Here is a 14,415-nt window from a genome sequence, read left to right as displayed (position 1 = left end):
CAGCCTTTTTTTTAGGGTTACAGCGTGTCGTCAGTTAAGCAGGATGATGATTGAGGCGAACTGCACGGCTGCGAGGAAGGTCGATTTCAGTTTATCGTAGCGGGTTGCGATAGCGCGAAACTGCTTGAGTTTATTGAAGAACCTCTCAACAAGGTTCCGTTCGCGGTAGAGAGAAAAATCGGTTTTCCGTCGTGTCGTTCTGCTGCGTTTTGGCGGGATGACCGGGGTAATCCCGCGCTGTATCAGCCGATCGATCAACCTGTCCGCGTCATACGCCTTGTCAGCAAGGAAAGCCTCCGGGTCGATGTTTTCCAGAAGCGGTTCCGCCTGGGTGATATCGGCATCCTGTCCCGGTGTGATGCCGAGTTCCACCGGATTGCCCAGAGCGTCGCAGATGGCATGGATCTTTGTAGTCAACCCGCCTCGTGATCGTCCGATGGCCTGATCCGTACCCCTTTTTTGAGAGCTCCTGCACTATGCTGATGCGCCCGGACAATTGTGCTGTCGATCATCATGTATTCGTTGTCGTGATCAGCGGCCAGATAACGAAATATCCGTTCGATGACGCCGCTTTCACACCAGCGGCGCAGACGCCGGTGCACGTTTTTCCAGTCCCCGAAACGGGCAGGAAGGTCGCGCCATGGAATGCCCGCGCGATAGCGATACAGCACCGCCTCCACGAACAGACGGTTGTCCGCCGCAGTGCCGCCGACATAGCCTTCTCGACCGGGAAGAAGATCCTTTATCCGCTCCCACTGGTCATCGCGTAAACTATAGCGCCGCATCTCTCTGTCTCCTCCAAAAAACGGGAAAACAGTCAGCACACGCAGACACAAACTACAACCCTCACGTGCCACACTCAGGGCTTAACTGACGACACGCCGTAGCACTACAGTTGCATTTTGTGTTGAGTTCTGAATCTATGGGTAACCATGATTCAGGATATGATGAGTGGCGGTACGTCTGTTGAAGAGACGCTGGAATTATGGGCGCGCTCGCTTCGGTCCGCCAAGGATCGGATGGCGCCGCTGTTCACGCAAAAACGTGTCGTAGATTCGGCCTGTGCTTTTCTTGATGTTTTGATTGGCAATGAACCACGCAAGACGGGATGGATGCGAGCGGAAGCCGCAGGAGATCCTGGTCCATGGCGGCAGCAGGCGCTTCTGGGACGCGGGCACTGGGATGCCGATGCCCTTCGTGACGTCGTCAGGGATTATGTGATTGAGCATCTGGGCACTGAAGAGGGCGTGCTGGTCATTGATGAGACCGGTTTTCTGAAGAAGGGTCAGGCGTCCTGCGGTGTGGGGCGGCAGTATACGGGATCTGCCGGCAAGATCACGAACTGCCAGATTGGTGTGTTTGGCGCTTATGTTTCGGAACGGGGGCATGCCTTTATTGACCGCGCCCTGTATCTCCCGAAAGACTGGACATCAAAGCCTGAGCGTCTGAAGCGGGCCCACGTTCCCGATGACGTGGTGTTTGCAACCAAACCGGCGTTAGCCTCGATGATGATTGAGCGAAGTATTGAGGCCGGTGTGCCGTTCCGCTGGGTTGCAGCAGACAGCGTGTATGGCGTGGGCGACGTAGAACGCACGCTTCGCCGGGCAGGAATTGGATATGTGCTTGGGGTCAAGGGCAATCACTGGTTCGGATCATGGGCAACGGAACCGCTGATTGCCGGAGAGGCGAAAGATATTGCAGCAGGACTGCCAGACCAGGCCTGGCGTCGTCTGTCAGCGGGGCACGGCACAAAAGGTGAGCGACTTTATGACTGGGCGTATCTTCCGCTTGCTGATCTGGATGCTGAAGAATTTGACTGCCCTATAGCCGGACCATGGACACGTGGCCTGTTGATCCGCCGAAACATCGCTGACGGGGACCTTGCCTATTTTACGACCTGGAGCCCGAAAGGGACAACCACGCAGGAACTGGTGAACGTTGAAGGGACGCGCTGGAGGATCGAAGAAGGGTTCGAGACGGCCAAAAACGAATTTGGTCTTGATCATAACGAGACCCGCTCCTGGCATGGTTGGCATCGGCATGTCTCTCTGGTCATGCTGGCCTATGCCGTCATGGCCAGTGTCCGTTACCAGGCAAACTCACTGAAACCGAAAAAAACACAACTCAGAACACGACAGTCCTTGTCCGCTGGTCCATTCAGGAGATCAGGCGCCTCGTCGTAAAACTTGCACAACGCAGACTACCCGTCTCTCACATCCTCAGATGGTCCGTCTTTCGACGAACGCATCAGGCCAGTGCTATCCGCGCTCACTCACGACACAAAATGCAACTGTAGTGGTAGTCTGTATAGCGTGGTTTGTAGGTCAGATTTTCAATCCAAGCCCGAATGTCTTTGGGGCGTTCCACCGTCGCGGCGTTTTTATCAAAAATAAACTCAGCAATACGTGTGGCGGAGGTGATGGACACTTCCAGAATATCGCTTTGTGGCGGGAACAACCGGCCCCGTTCACGCGCTGCCGGATCTACCTGATCCGCCAGAGCCTGTGCGGCTTCAATTACCATTTCATCTGTAATCAGCTTGGGGCAGGTAGCATACACAGCCAGCCCCAAAGCGGGGAAGATGTAGAAGTTATTGGCCTGCCCCGGATAGAACGTGCGGTCATTATACGTCACTTCTGGGTACTGTAGGCCTGCAGCAAAAAGTGCACGTCCTTTAGACCATTCATAGGCCTGCTCAGCCGTGCATTCCCCATTTTTCTGCGGCAGAGAGAGCGGAAAAATAATGGGGCGTTCGTTCAGCTTGCTCATTTCTTCCACCACATCTTGGGTGAAAGAGCCGCCAGCGGTGGAAACACCAATCAGCACTGTGGGTTTAACAGTTTTGATCATGCCCAGCAGATCACGTGATGGCGGGAGATTCTTGGCGAACCGTTCCTGTTCGGGCAGCAGATCAGTGCGTGAGGTTTCTAAAAGACCGTTCACATCCATTAACGTAATGCGGTCAATGGCTTCCTGCTCAGATAACCCTTCCTGTTTCAAGGCGGAAACCAGCATATCGGCAGTACCAATGCCGGAGGAACCCGCCCCTAGGAACAAGAAACGTTGCTGGGTCAGCGATTCGTTCTTGATTTTCAGTGCGGTAATCAGGCCAGCTAAGGTAACAGCAGCCGTGCCTTGGATATCATCGTTATAGCACAGCACGCGGTCATGATATTTTTTGAGGTAGCGTAGGGCATCCGTGCCCTTCCAATCCTCAAAATGGATACAGCTTTGCGGGAAGACTTCCTGCACGGCCTCAATAAATTCTTCTACAAAAGAATCGAGTTCTTCTAACGGGGGAGGTTCACGCCGCAGCCCCAGATACAGAGGGTCAGCTCTTAAAGCGCTGTTTGTGGTGCCAATATCAAGCTGCACAGGCAAAAGCGAATCGGGGGGCACTGCGCCGCAGGCTGTATAAAGATCCAGCTTGCCAATGGGGATACCCATACCGTTTACGCCAATATCACCCAGCCCAAGAATACGGCCGCCTGTGGTCACACACATGAAGCGGACATTTTCCATCGGCCAGTTGTGCAGCACATCCTTAATACGGCCACGCATATCCAAGCTGATATACATACCACGGGGACGGCGATAGATATGACTGAATTGCTGGCATACGGCGGCCAGTGTGGGCGCATATACAATCGGCACGAATCGGGCCGGGTTAGACATCAGAACTTTGTAAAAGAGGGTTTCGTTCTGATCGCGCAGGCCGCTCAGATAAATATAGCGTTCCAGATTGCTGGGTTTGGCCTCAAGGTGGCGGTGGATGCGTTCTACCTGCCTGTCTAGGTTTTCAACCTGTGTGGGCAACAATCCTTCCAGCCCATAAAGGCGGCGCTCTTCCTCGGTAAACGCCGTGCCCTTGTTCAGGTGCGCATTATTAAGAAGGGCCATTCCTCGCAGTTGGGGCGTGGAAGCAGATGGCATGATAACTCCATGAATTGTGAGGCCAAGGGCAAGATTACAGCGGTTTTTTGTGCAGAAAGAAAGAGCGCAAACAGCAAGTCTGGGTTAAGGCAATAAAAAAGGCGGCACTAAGGCCGCCTTGAGTTCTTTCGGATAAAAAAGCTGATTTTACAGCTTTTCCACCTGATTGTATTCCAGATCCACCGGTGTAGAACGCCCGAAAATAGAGACGCTGACTTTCAAGCGGCCTTTTTCTTCGTCCACTTCCTCAATCACACCGTTAAAGGATGTGAACGGACCATCTGCCACGCGAATCTGCTCGCCAACCTCAAACGAGACGGCAGAGCGAGGATGCTGCACACCTTCTTCTGTCTGCTTGATAATGCGTTCAGCTTCAGCAGCAGAAATAGGGGTAGGGCGGTTTCTGGTTCCCAGAAAACCCGTAACCTTTGGGGTATCCTTCACCAGATGCCATGTCTCGTCAGTCATTTCCATTTTGACAAGCACGTAGCCGGGGAAGAACTTGCGTTCCGTATTTACCTTCTGGCCACGACGCACTTCAATGACTTCCTCAGAAGGCACCAGAATTTCATCAATATGGTCGCTCAGGCCCTTCTGTTCCGCTTCTTCACGGATGTGCTGGGCAATTTTCTTTTCGAAGCCCGAATAGACGTGAACCACATACCAGCGTTTGGCCATGTCGTTAGCCTCCCAGCCCGAAAAGTTGACGCACACCGAGACCGATCAGCTGGTCAACAAAAAAGAAGAAAATGGATGCCATGCCTGCCATGGCCAGAACGGCGCCCGTGGTTACCAAGGTAGCACGGCGGGTGGGCCATGTGACCCGTTCCGCCTCGGCACGCACATCATGCAGGAACTTACCGGGACTGAACGACACGAACCACCCTTTCTACACTGCACGAAAACCGGATGTTTTCCGGCGGCAGTCCTGAATACACCACACATTCCGCACAGGATTTCCGCGTTGAAACTTAGAAAAACAAGGCGGAAACTACGGCGCAGAACCTGCAATCTTAAACCTGGCAGGGGTGGAGGGTCTCGAACCCACAACCTCCGGTTTTGGAGACCGGCGCTCTAGCCAATTGAGCTACACCCCTACAGCCTGTCTGCCGTAGCTGGATCAATGCTATAACGGATAACCGTCAGCCTGACCAGCCACTTAACAGCAGCCTTTGCAGGTGGCGGAAGAAAATATGTTGCGGGCTTAAAGTCAAGAGGCAAACAACAAATGTCTGCCCTTTTTTGGCGGATGGTTAAAATTTTTATCTTCAAACTTGCAAAATGTCGCCTTTGCAGTTACTGGCAAAAGCACATGGAGTATGCGGGCATAGCATAGTGGTAATGCAGTAGCCTTCCAAGCTACTGAGGAGGGTTCGATTCCCTCTGTCCGCTCCATCTTCCTTCCTGAAAATTTGGCTGATCAAAAATTTCTCTCCCATCATCGTGGATGTTGGCGAGTGAGTTTTTTATTACGTGTCTGGCGTCTTTTTCTGTTTCGTGGTTTGTGGTGATTTATGGCCTGTTTTTGCGCGCTTTGGGTGGCACAAACGGGTGTGGAAACAAAAATGGCGCGTCAGGGATGTTGCGTGGGGCTGATGAGCATGCTAGAGGCCGCGCCGATGGTTGCGTGCTGTAAAACCTTTAACGGATAAGCCGCGGCACCGTCAGAGTTTGTTAGTGTGGAATGCCGGCGCGCACAGAAGGAAAGAACCAAAAGAGTGGTGGCCTCGGGCGTAACGACAGCACAACCGGTTGCTTTTGCTTCCAATGGTCTTGAAGGCCGTTATGCAACGGCGCTTTATGATCTTGCAGCCGAACAGCGCCAGTTGGATGCAGTGCTTGATGAAGGTGCCGCTCTTGCGCGCCTGATTGATGAAAGTGCGCCTTTGCGCACGGTCCTGGAAGACAGGCGTCTTGATATTCTTGTATCTCGCAAAGCCGTTTTGGCTGTGCTTGAGGCGCAGGGGTTCGGGCAGACTCTTCGTAATTTTGTGGGCGTTGTGGCTGATAACCGCCGCCTACCTGTTTTGCGCCGGATTCTGGCTGCGCTTGATGCGCTGGCCGTTTCCCGCCGGGGTGAAGTGGTGGCAGAAGTTGCCAGCGCTTATCCGCTTACGCCTGAGCAACGTGCCCAAGTGCAGGCACGGCTGGCGGAAGCCGGATACTCCCGTATCAATATTCGCGAGCGTGTCGATTCCTCCCTCCTCGGCGGTTTGGTCGTGCGGGTGGGGGCAAAGCTTTATGACGCCAGCCTTAAGACTCGCCTGTTTCGTTTGCATTACGCCATGAAGGGAGCCGCGTGATGGAAATCCGTCCCGCAGAGATTTCGGATATCCTCAAGCAGCAGATTGCCTCGTTCGATAAGGAATCTGATGTTGTCGAAACCGGCACGGTTCTGTCTGTCGGAGACGGTATTGCCCGTGTGTTCGGCCTGCAGAATGTAATGTCAGGCGAGCTGGTGGACTTTCCGACCGCCGGTCAGAAGGGCATGGCCCTGAACCTGGAAAGCGATAACGTCGGTATCGTTATTTTCGGTGATGACACCAACATCCGTGAAGGTGACACTGTTACCCGTTCCGGCATGGTGGTGAGCGTTCCCGTTGGTAAGGGACTGCTTGGTCGCGTTGTTGACGGTCTGGGTAACCCGATTGACGGTAAAGGCCCGCTGGCAGACGTTGAGCTGCGCCGCGCTGAAGTTAAAGCGCCTGGCATTATGCCCCGTCAGTCCGTGCATGAGCCGATGCAGACCGGTATTAAAGCCATTGACGCCCTCGTGCCGGTTGGCCGTGGTCAGCGTGAACTGGTGATTGGTGACCGTCAGACCGGTAAAACCACCATTCTGACAGATACCATTCTTGCCCAAAAAACCGTGAATGATGAAGGTGACGACAAGAAGTCACTTTACTGCATTTACGTTGCTATCGGCCAGAAGCGTTCCACAGTTGCGCAGCTTGTGCGTCTGCTGGAAGAAAAAGGCGCGATGAAATATTCCATCGTCGTTGCTGCCACCGCATCTGATCCGGCTCCGCTGCAGTATCTGGCCCCTTATGCCGCTTGCGCGATGGGTGAATACTTCCGCGACAACGGTATGCATGCCCTGATCTGCTACGATGATCTTTCTAAGCAGGCTGTGGCTTATCGTCAGATGTCCCTGCTGCTGCGTCGTCCGCCAGGCCGTGAAGCTTATCCGGGTGACGTGTTCTTCCTGCATTCTCGTTTGCTGGAACGCGCTGCGAAGATGTCTGATGAATATGGCGCAGGTTCGCTCACGGCTCTGCCTGTTATTGAAACGCAGGCTGGTGACGTTTCTGCCTATATTCCGACAAACGTTATTTCCATTACAGATGGTCAGATCTTCCTTGAAACCGACCTGTTCTATCGCGGTATTCGCCCTGCGGTGAACGTGGGTGGTTCTGTGTCTCGTGTGGGTTCTGCTGCACAGATCAAAGCCATGAAGCAGGTTGCAGGTAAGATTAAGCTGGAACTGGCGCAGTATCGTGAAATGGCTGCGTTCTCTCAGTTTGCATCTGACCTTGATCCGGCAACTCAGAAGATGCTGGCACGTGGTGCCCGTCTGGTTGAGCTGCTGAAACAAAGCCAGTCTTCTCCGCTTACCGTTGAAGAACAGGTTGTTGTGCTCTTTGCCGGCACCCGTGGTTTTGTTGATGGTATTGCTGTCGATAAGGTTGTGAGTTGGGAACGTGCGCTGCTGAACGATGTGCGCAGCGCAGGTAAAGATATTCTGGATACCATTAAAAAGGAAAAGGCTCTTTCCAAAGATCTGGAAGCACGCCTGACAGAATACCTGACAACCTTCAACCGCAACTTTGCCGGCTAAGAGGGTAGAATCGTCCAATGGCTTCCCTGAAGGAACTCCGCGCGCGTATCGGAAGTATCAAATCGACACGGAAGATCACGAGCGCCATGAAAATGGTGGCGGCTGCCAAGCTGCGGCGGGCTCAGGCCAGTGCGGAAGCCGCACGTCCCTACGCAGCGGCCATGCGTCGTATGCTAGGTGAGCTTGCTGCTGCTACAAAAGGTGAGGACGGTGGTCCGCGCCTTTTGGCAGGCACAGGTCAGGATAAGGTGCATCTGTTGGTGCCGTTGACCAGTGACCGCGGGCTTTGTGGCGGTTTTAACTCCAATGTGCATCGCTTGACAGTGCAAACAATCCGTCGCCTTCAGTCTGAAGGTAAAACGGTCAAGTTGCTGCCTGTTGGCCGCCGTGCATTCAACTTCTTTTCTCGTGATTATGCTGATCTTATCATTGATAAGGTTATCGGCGTTAGCGGTAAGGAAGTACCTTTTTCTGCTGCCAGCAATCTGGGTGAAAAAATCAACACCCTGCTGGAAGCAGGAGAGATTGATGTCTGCTCCCTTGTGTTCAACAAGTTTAAAAACGCGATGACACAGGTGCCGACATGTCAGCAGCTGGTGCCCATGGTTATGGATGAGGCAGAAGAAAAACCTGCTGCGGCATCTAATGATGTGGCTCTGTATGAATTTGAACCAGATGAAGCAACGCTGCTGGAAATGCTGCTGCCGCGTAATCTGCAAGTTCAGATTTATGCTTCGCTGCTTGAAACCGCAGCGGGCGAAAACGGTGCCCGTATGACGGCAATGGATAACGCAACGCGTAATGCTGGGCGTTCCATTGATAGTCTGAGCAAGGTTTATAACAGAACCCGCCAGACAAACATTACTAACGAACTGATCGAAATCATTTCGGGCGCACAGGCTGTCTGAGCCCGCTCGTTTGCCCCGCAGGAGCTGACCCATGTCGGATACCACAACCCAGACCCAGGCCCCTGCGGCCACGAAGACCAATGCAGTTGGCCGCATTACCGAGATTAAGGGCCCGGTTGTTGACGTGCAGTTCGAAGGTGAACTGCCTAAAATTCTGAATGCCTTGCACGTCAAGCTGGGTGATCAGACACTGGTGCTGGAAGTTGCGCAGGAAATTGGTGAGCACGAAGTGCGCTGCATTGCCATGGACAGCACAGACGGTTTGGTCCGTGGTGCAGAAGTGGCTGATACAGGCGCACAGATTTCTGTGCCGGTTGGCCCGGAAACACTCGGCCGTATCCTGAACGTTATTGGCGAGCCGATTGACGAAAAAGGTCCGATCCCGACCTCACGTCGTGCTCCTATTCACCGTCAGGCACCTGCTTTTGAAGATCAGGCCGCCGCATCAGAAATTCTGATGACCGGCATTAAGGTTGTTGATTTGCTTTGCCCCTACCTTAAAGGTGGTAAGATCGGCCTGTTTGGTGGTGCCGGTGTGGGCAAAACCGTTATTATTCAGGAACTGATCAACAACATTGCAAAGGCGCACGGTGGTGTGTCTGTGTTTGCTGGTGTTGGTGAACGTACCCGTGAAGGGAACGACCTGTATTACGAAATGCAGGACGCTGGCGTTATCAAACTGGGTGAAAACGGTTCTACCGAAGGCTCCAAAGTGGCGCTTGTGTTCGGGCAGATGAACGAACCGCCGGGTGCACGTGCGCGCGTTGCTCTGACGGGTCTGACGCTGGCTGAATACTTCCGTGACGAAGAAAATCAGGACGTTCTGTTCTTCGTTGATAACATTTTCCGCTTTACGCAGGCTGGTTCGGAAGTGTCCGCTCTGCTGGGTCGTATTCCTTCCGCCGTGGGTTATCAGCCTACGCTGGCTACGGAAATGGGTGCCCTGCAGGAACGTATTACATCCACCAAAAAGGGCTCCATTACATCTGTGCAGGCCGTGTACGTGCCAGCCGATGACTTGACTGACCCTGCACCTGCCGCAACTTTTGCCCACTTGGATGCAACCACGGTTCTTAACCGTTCAATTGCAGAAATGGGTATTTATCCTGCCGTGGATCCGCTGGATTCCACATCTCGTGCTCTGGACCCGCAGATTGTTGGTCAGGAACATTATGATGTGGCCTGTGAAGTGCAGCGTATTTTGCAGACCTACAAATCTCTGCAGGACATCATCGCCATTCTGGGTATGGATGAACTGTCTGAAGACGATAAGCTGATTGTGGCACGTGCCCGTCGTATCCAGCGCTTCCTGTCTCAGCCGTTCCATGTGGCAGAAGTGTTTACGGGTGCACCGGGTAAGCTGGTTTCTGTTGCCGATACCGTGCGTTCCTTTAAAGCCATCTGCGCTGGTGAGTATGACGATCTGCCAGAAGCTGCCTTCTACATGGTAGGTTCTATCGAAGACGTTGTTGCCAAAGCAGAAAAAATGAGAGAGTCGGTTTAATAACCGACTTCGGGAAGGAGCGCATTCATGCCGATCCAGATTGAGATAATCAGTCCTGAAAAGGTTCTGGTGTCGCGTGAAGTAGATATGGCTGTTCTGCCTGGCATGGAAGGTGATATTGCCGCCATGCCAGAACGGGCACCCATGATGCTTCTTCTGCGTGGTGGTGTTGTTGCCCTGTATGACGGGGATACAGTGAAGGATCGCTACTTTGTTGGCGGTGGCTTTGCAGACATTACCCCCACACGCTGCACCGTATTGGCTGACAAGGCTGTGCCGGTAAGCGAAATTTCTATTGATAATGCAACAGCTCAGCTGGAAGCGTTGTCTGAAGCTTGGGATCAGGCAGATAAAACGGATACAACCCGTTTGAGTGTGCTGCAGGATCAGATTCAGGCTGTGCGTGCTGAAATCGAGGCAGGCTCTCCCGCTAGCTGAGGTTGTTGCGAATGTTCTAAAAAAAGCCACCTAATATGGTGGCTTTTTTTATGCCTAATTAGCCGCGACCACGATAGGTGGGCACATCTTGTGCAGGCACCCATACGCCAGCAGGTGGTTCACCCGTTTGCCAGAATACATCAATCGGAATACCGCCGCGGGGGTACCAGTAAGCACCAATTCTCAGCCAGCGTGGTGCTAGCCTTTCAACAAGGGTATTTGCAATCTGGATTGAGCAAGCTTCATGAAAAGCGCCATGGTTACGGAAGCTGGTGAGGTACAGCTTCAGTGATTTGCTCTCTACAATCCATTTATCCGGCACATAATCAATAACAATGTGTGCAAAGTCCGGCTGGCCGGTAATGGGGCAAAGCGATGTAAACTCTGGTGCGGTGAAGCGCACAAGATAGTGTTTATCTGGGTAAGGGGCGGGCACACGCTCCAGAATGGCTTCTTCTGGGCTTTGCGGGGCAGCAACCTGCTTTCCAAGCTGGGTTAACTGGTCGCGGCCATCATCGGCTGGGGTCATTTTGTTTTCCTGCACATGTGGTTTTTTGCAGATGTTCCGTGCCTTGGCTTTTTCGTCAAGTTTCACGTGTAACGTTTGGTCACTTCTTTTTCTAACGGTCTGGATGTATGAAGAAAAACATGGCCAGATCAGCAACCCCTGCATTCCCTCCCGCGCGCCTTATTTCCTCTACTCAGGAGTTAGAGGCGGCTCTTGCACCCTTTCATAATGAAAGCTTCGTAACGGTTGATACGGAGTTTATGCGGGAGCAAACATACTGGCCAGAACTCTGTCTGGTTCAGATTGGTGCGGTTCATGATGTCGTGCTGATAGATGCGCTGGCTGAAGGTATTGATCTGACCCCGCTGAAAAATCTCTTTGCAGATACGGCAGTGCTGAAGGTATTTCACGCAGCCCGGCAAGATCTGGAAATTTTTCTGCACCTGTTTGATGCCTTGCCGACTCCGCTTTTTGATACGCAAGTTGCCGCGATGGTTGCAGGGTTTGGAGATCAGGTTGGGTATGACAGTCTGGTTGGCTCCTTAACCGGACATATGATTGATAAAAGCCATCGCTTTACAGATTGGTCTGTGCGGCCATTGTCCCCGGCCCAGCTGACATATGCTGCGGGCGATGTAACGTGGCTGCGGCTGGTTTATGAGCGGCTTGTTAAAAAACTGGAGCAGGAAAAGCGTTTGGATTGGGTGGCGGCAGAAATGGCCGAGCTGGAAGACCCTGCCACATTTCGCCCAGACCCGGAAAAACAGTGGGAGCGTTTACGTGCACGCACCAATAACCGGCGTATGCTGGCAGTGTTGCGTGCCATTGCCGCCTTGCGTGAGCGTGAAGCTCAGCGCGTGAATGTTCCGCGCCAACGACTGGTGAAAGACGAAAGCCTGCTGGAAATTGCAGCAACGACGCCAGCAACAACTGAAGCTTTAACGCGTGTTCGCGGTGTTTCTCGTGGGTTGGCAGAAGGGCGTACGGGGCAAGCTTTGTTGCAGGCTATCAAGCAGGCACAGGCTTTGCCAGACTCGGAACTTCCGCGTTCTCCACGCAGCAAAAGCAAAGATACACCAAGGCCTTCAGCATCGTTGGTGGCATTGTTGAAGGTGCTTTTAACATCTTGCTGTGAAAAGCACGATGTCGCTCCGCGCTTGGTGGCATCTGCAGATGATCTGGATGCTTTGGCGCTTGATCCTTCTCAGCCTCATGCTGTGCTGGCTGGGTGGCGGCGCAAGGTGTTTGGTGAAACAGCTCAGGCTTTGTGTGAGGGAAAAATTGCCCTCTGCGTAAAGTCTGGTCGTGTTGTGGCTATTCCACAAAATACGGATGTGCCTTCTGTTTAAATAAAAACGGAAGGCACAAAGCTATCAGGCTTAGAAGCCCATTTCTTCCCACAGGTTAGAAAGTGGGCGTGCGCCGTAATGCGAGATAATTTCAGATGCCGCGACTGAAGCTAGGCGGCCACATTCTGGTAATGTTCGGCCAGATGTCAGGCCCGCCATAAAGCCAGCGGCGTAGGCATCTCCAGCGCCTGTTGTATCCACAACCTGAGTGGGCACAGGGGCAACCTTGGTCATTTGTCCATCGTGCAGCACAACACTGCCCAAGCTAGAACGTGTAAGCGCAGCAAAGGTAGTGTCCTGCGCGGTATGGCGCGCGGCAACATCAAAGTTTTCTGTTTCGTACAGAGCGCAGATTTCATCCTCATTTGCAAAAAGGATGTCTACATGGCCTTTCACCAGATCCAAAAAGGCCTGACGGTGGCGGCCAACGCAGAATGGGTCTGAAAGGGAAAGAGCCACTTTGCGCCCAGCCGCATGTGCCAGCGCAGCTGCACGGCGGAAGGCTTCCTGCGCATGCGGTGGGTCAAACAGATAGCCTTCCAGATACACAATGCTGGAGTCTGCAATCATGTCTGGCAGCACGTCTTCTGGCGTAAAGCAGGTGCACGCGCCCAGATAGGTTGCCATTGTACGCTGCCCGTCTGGTGTTACCATAACAATGCAACGTGCTGTTGGCAGGTTATCAAAAACCTGTGTGTTCAACGGCGCAGATGGGAAAGTAATACCATTGCCGCGCATATCTTCGGTAAACTGTTTGCCCGCATCATCTCGCGCAACTTTACCTAGGTAAGCAACGCGTGCGCCAAACTGAGCAGCCACAACGCAGCTATTTGCCACAGAACCACCGCCCATAATCTGTTCTGGGGCCAAAAGGGCCTGCAATGTGTCGGCCTGGTCTGCATCAATCAGCGTCATGCTACCTGGGGTCAGGCCTTGTTTTTGCAGAAAGGCAGGTTCTACACGGGCAAGAATATCCGTAATGGCATTACCAATGCCGAGGATGTCATATTTTACATCTGAAACAGTCATGATAGCGGCAGATTTTCCTGAAAAATTTCACATACCAGCTGTTTCGCTACAGTGCTGCCATAAAAAGGGCAACACTAGGGCTTATGGAATGCTTGCCGCAGAACCGCCTGGCTGTATAAGAAAATGAGCACATGGCGAGACGGTTTGATGCGGACGGGTGCCTGAGTAGTGGGGCCTGTCCAAGAGTGAACAGCCAGCAAGGCGGGGGATTTTCTTGTTTAAAAGACGTAAGCCCGAAGATAATCGGCCATCTGAGCAGTCTGGTTCCGCCAGTCAGGCGGGCGCGCAGCGTTCCGCTGGCGGGTTTGGTTCCATTTTTTCTTCTAATCCAGCGGGAACGCCAGCAAAACCTGCGCCCCGCCCAGATACAGATACAGTAAAGGAGACCTCATCCATGGGTCGTGCGCCTCTTCCTTCCGGTTCCCCTCTTCCTTCCGGTGCAGGTATGCCGCCGTTTCCTGGTGCGGCTGCAGCGCGCGGTATGCCGCAGCAACCTCAGCAGCCTAAAAAAGATGAGCCGGAACAACGCACTTTGGTGGTGGGGCGTGGCATTAGCGTGCAGGGAACCGTGCAGGACGCAGAACGTCTTGTGGTTGAAGGCACGGTTGAATCCAGCATGATTACAGCCAAGGAACTGGTGGTTAAGCCCGGTGGCCTGTTCCGCGGTGGTGTGGAAGTGGAAAATGCAGAAATTGCTGGTACCGTTGATGGTACGCTCACGGCGCGTGGTAGCTTGACACTGCAGGGCAGTGGCCGTTTGCTTGGCAAGGCAGCCTGTCATCGCCTGAAGGTTGAAGATGGTGGCCAGATTACAGGTCAGCTGGAAATGCTGAGCGGTGATTCTGCTTCCAAGCCTTCTTCATCAGCAGCGCCGGCGCCAGAAAAGCCAGCAGCAGCCGAAGGCTGAG

14 protein-coding genes and 2 tRNA genes are annotated in these 14,415 nt (G+C 53.3%); 9 read left to right on the top strand and 7 right to left on the bottom strand.

The genetic code is table 11. The features are described from left to right. Positions 1-30: 30 nt before the first annotated feature. Positions 31-785 (bottom strand): IS5 family transposase gene (locus QQM41_RS05580; RefSeq protein WP_088365012.1). Its coding sequence is split into 2 segments (ribosomal slippage): positions 31-455 and positions 455-785, totalling 756 coding nucleotides; the frame shifts between segments, so codons are not numbered across the junction. Between the two features lie 147 nt (positions 786-932). Between QQM41_RS05580 and QQM41_RS05575 the strand changes: the two genes are divergently transcribed. Next, positions 933-2,183, top strand: a complete 1,251-nt coding sequence (locus QQM41_RS05575) for an IS701-like element IS1452 family transposase (RefSeq protein ID WP_012812328.1) — start codon at positions 933-935, stop codon at positions 2,181-2,183. 85 nt (positions 2,184-2,268) lie between these two features. Here QQM41_RS05575 and QQM41_RS05570 read toward each other — a convergent pair whose 3' ends face one another. The 4 genes from QQM41_RS05570 to QQM41_RS05555 form a co-directional block, all read right to left on the bottom strand. Further along, a complete protein-coding gene (locus QQM41_RS05570; protein WP_339077958.1) occupies positions 2,269-3,933 on the bottom strand; it encodes an NAD-dependent malic enzyme in 1,665 nt (554 codons plus the stop codon). Positions 3,934-4,080: 147 nt separating this feature from the next. Next, on the bottom strand, positions 4,081-4,611 hold the full coding sequence (gene nusG, locus QQM41_RS05565; RefSeq protein WP_003629802.1) for a transcription termination/antitermination protein NusG: 531 nt from the start codon (positions 4,609-4,611) through the stop codon (positions 4,081-4,083). Between the two features lie 4 nt (positions 4,612-4,615). Then, positions 4,616-4,810: a preprotein translocase subunit SecE gene (gene secE / locus QQM41_RS05560; protein WP_003629800.1), complete on the bottom strand. Its 195-nt coding sequence runs from the start codon at positions 4,808-4,810 to the stop codon at positions 4,616-4,618. Positions 4,811-4,953: 143 nt separating this feature from the next. Continuing rightward, positions 4,954-5,030, bottom strand: a tRNA-Trp gene (locus QQM41_RS05555). Between the two features lie 224 nt (positions 5,031-5,254). Between QQM41_RS05555 and QQM41_RS05550 the strand changes: the two genes are divergently transcribed. The 6 genes from QQM41_RS05550 to atpC all read left to right on the top strand — a co-directional run bounded on the left by QQM41_RS05550 (position 5,255) and on the right by atpC (position 10,621). Beyond that, positions 5,255-5,328 (top strand) — tRNA-Gly (locus tag QQM41_RS05550). Positions 5,329-5,612: 284 nt separating this feature from the next. After that, positions 5,613-6,236 carry an ATP synthase F1 subunit delta gene (atpH, locus tag QQM41_RS05545; RefSeq protein WP_012812312.1) on the top strand — a complete coding sequence of 208 codons (624 nt, stop codon included), beginning with the start codon at positions 5,613-5,615 and terminating at the stop codon, positions 6,234-6,236. After that, positions 6,236-7,771, top strand: a complete 1,536-nt coding sequence (gene atpA, locus QQM41_RS05540) for a F0F1 ATP synthase subunit alpha (RefSeq protein ID WP_050819014.1) — start codon at positions 6,236-6,238, stop codon at positions 7,769-7,771. Before atpH ends, atpA begins: the two co-directional genes overlap by 1 nt. A gap of 17 nt (positions 7,772-7,788) precedes the next feature. Further along, a complete protein-coding gene (locus QQM41_RS05535; protein WP_035365852.1) occupies positions 7,789-8,679 on the top strand; it encodes a F0F1 ATP synthase subunit gamma in 891 nt (296 codons plus the stop codon). A 31-nt stretch (positions 8,680-8,710) separates the two neighbouring features. Then, on the top strand, positions 8,711-10,183 hold the full coding sequence (gene atpD / locus QQM41_RS05530) for a F0F1 ATP synthase subunit beta (protein WP_050819015.1): 1,473 nt from the start codon (positions 8,711-8,713) through the stop codon (positions 10,181-10,183). 27 nt (positions 10,184-10,210) lie between these two features. Further along, positions 10,211-10,621: an ATP synthase F1 subunit epsilon gene (gene atpC, locus QQM41_RS05525; RefSeq protein ID WP_339077957.1), complete on the top strand. Its 411-nt coding sequence runs from the start codon at positions 10,211-10,213 to the stop codon at positions 10,619-10,621. A gap of 58 nt (positions 10,622-10,679) precedes the next feature. Here the strand turns inward: atpC and queF are convergent, their stop codons facing one another. Beyond that, entirely contained in the window at positions 10,680-11,150 is a 471-nt protein-coding gene (queF, locus tag QQM41_RS05520) for a preQ(1) synthase (RefSeq protein WP_035362188.1), read from the bottom strand. Between the two features lie 119 nt (positions 11,151-11,269). On the opposite strand from queF, the gene rnd reads away from it, so the two are divergent. After that, a complete protein-coding gene (rnd, locus tag QQM41_RS05515) occupies positions 11,270-12,478 on the top strand; it encodes a ribonuclease D (protein WP_339077956.1) in 1,209 nt (402 codons plus the stop codon). Between the two features lie 30 nt (positions 12,479-12,508). Here rnd and QQM41_RS05510 read toward each other — a convergent pair whose 3' ends face one another. Then, positions 12,509-13,507 carry an adenosine kinase gene (locus QQM41_RS05510; protein WP_128104767.1) on the bottom strand — a complete coding sequence of 333 codons (999 nt, stop codon included), beginning with the start codon at positions 13,505-13,507 and terminating at the stop codon, positions 12,509-12,511. Between the two features lie 214 nt (positions 13,508-13,721). Here QQM41_RS05510 and QQM41_RS05505 point away from each other — a divergent pair, with 214 nt between their 5' ends. Then, on the top strand, positions 13,722-14,414 hold the full coding sequence (locus tag QQM41_RS05505) for a polymer-forming cytoskeletal protein (protein WP_408874575.1): 693 nt from the start codon (positions 13,722-13,724) through the stop codon (positions 14,412-14,414). Position 14,415: the final 1 nt, after the last annotated feature.

This window comes from Acetobacter sp. AC2005, from assembly GCF_037901235.1.
GTDB lineage: Bacteria > Pseudomonadota > Alphaproteobacteria > Acetobacterales > Acetobacteraceae > Acetobacter > Acetobacter oryzoeni.
The sequence above is the reverse complement of the archived record's forward strand: the minus strand, read 5'-3'. Positions and strand labels throughout refer to the sequence as shown.

Excerpts from the sequence above, each read along its gene's own strand:
- QQM41_RS05570 (WP_339077958.1), bottom strand. The coding sequence starts at position 3,933 with ATGCCATCTGCTTCCACGCCCCAACTGCGAGGAATGGCCCTTCTTAAT.
- QQM41_RS05575 (WP_012812328.1), top strand. The coding sequence starts at position 933 with ATGATTCAGGATATGATGAGTGGCGGTACGTCTGTTGAAGAGACGCTG.
- QQM41_RS05535 (WP_035365852.1), top strand. The coding sequence starts at position 7,789 with ATGGCTTCCCTGAAGGAACTCCGCGCGCGTATCGGAAGTATCAAATCG.
- atpA (WP_050819014.1), top strand. The coding sequence starts at position 6,236 with ATGGAAATCCGTCCCGCAGAGATTTCGGATATCCTCAAGCAGCAGATT.
- rnd (WP_339077956.1), top strand. The coding sequence starts at position 11,270 with ATGGCCAGATCAGCAACCCCTGCATTCCCTCCCGCGCGCCTTATTTCC.
- atpC (WP_339077957.1), top strand. The coding sequence starts at position 10,211 with ATGCCGATCCAGATTGAGATAATCAGTCCTGAAAAGGTTCTGGTGTCG.
- atpD (WP_050819015.1), top strand. The coding sequence starts at position 8,711 with ATGTCGGATACCACAACCCAGACCCAGGCCCCTGCGGCCACGAAGACC.
- nusG (WP_003629802.1), bottom strand. The coding sequence starts at position 4,611 with ATGGCCAAACGCTGGTATGTGGTTCACGTCTATTCGGGCTTCGAAAAG.
- QQM41_RS05510 (WP_128104767.1), bottom strand. The coding sequence starts at position 13,507 with ATGACTGTTTCAGATGTAAAATATGACATCCTCGGCATTGGTAATGCC.
- queF (WP_035362188.1), bottom strand. The coding sequence starts at position 11,150 with ATGACCCCAGCCGATGATGGCCGCGACCAGTTAACCCAGCTTGGAAAG.